This is a genomic window from Bradyrhizobium sp. CFUWI, from assembly GCF_056429085.1.
Map to the genome: position 1 here is coordinate 1 of NZ_JBWJZE010000310.1, position 390 is coordinate 390.

Below are 390 nucleotides of genomic sequence, written 5' to 3' on the forward strand. Positions count from 1 at the left end.
GCAGATGGCCTGGCGCCGGGCGCCGCGGGCGGGACGGCGCCCGGGCCGGTATCAGGGCGTGGAGCGGTCGGAGGGGTGGAGGGCACGGTCGGCTGCGCGCGAGCGAAACTCGTAGCGTGCCACATACCAGCCCGCGCCGACAACCATCAGCGCGAGCCCATACCAGGTGAGGGCGTACACGAGGTGGCTGTTGGGGAAGCGGATCACGGTCAGGCCGGCGCGGGGCCAGGGACCGGCGCTCGCCACCGCACCCTCCGCGGCCGCTGGCGCCGCCGGCCGCTTCGCGGGCAGGCCCGCGTCGATGAAGAACGGCGCGGCGCGCGGCAGTTGCCGGTCCGCCGCGATGGAGGCCACGTCGCGCGAGTACCAGCGTTGCGCGGCCGGGTCGTT

Annotated in this window: 1 protein-coding gene; it reads right to left on the reverse strand. The window is 75.9% G+C overall.

Annotated elements, in window-relative coordinates:
* Positions 1-51: 51 nt before the first annotated feature.
* The coding region (locus tag AC066S_RS39955; RefSeq protein ID WP_478272088.1) for an SURF1 family cytochrome oxidase biogenesis protein at positions 52-390 on the reverse strand (339 nt) is incomplete at its 5' end.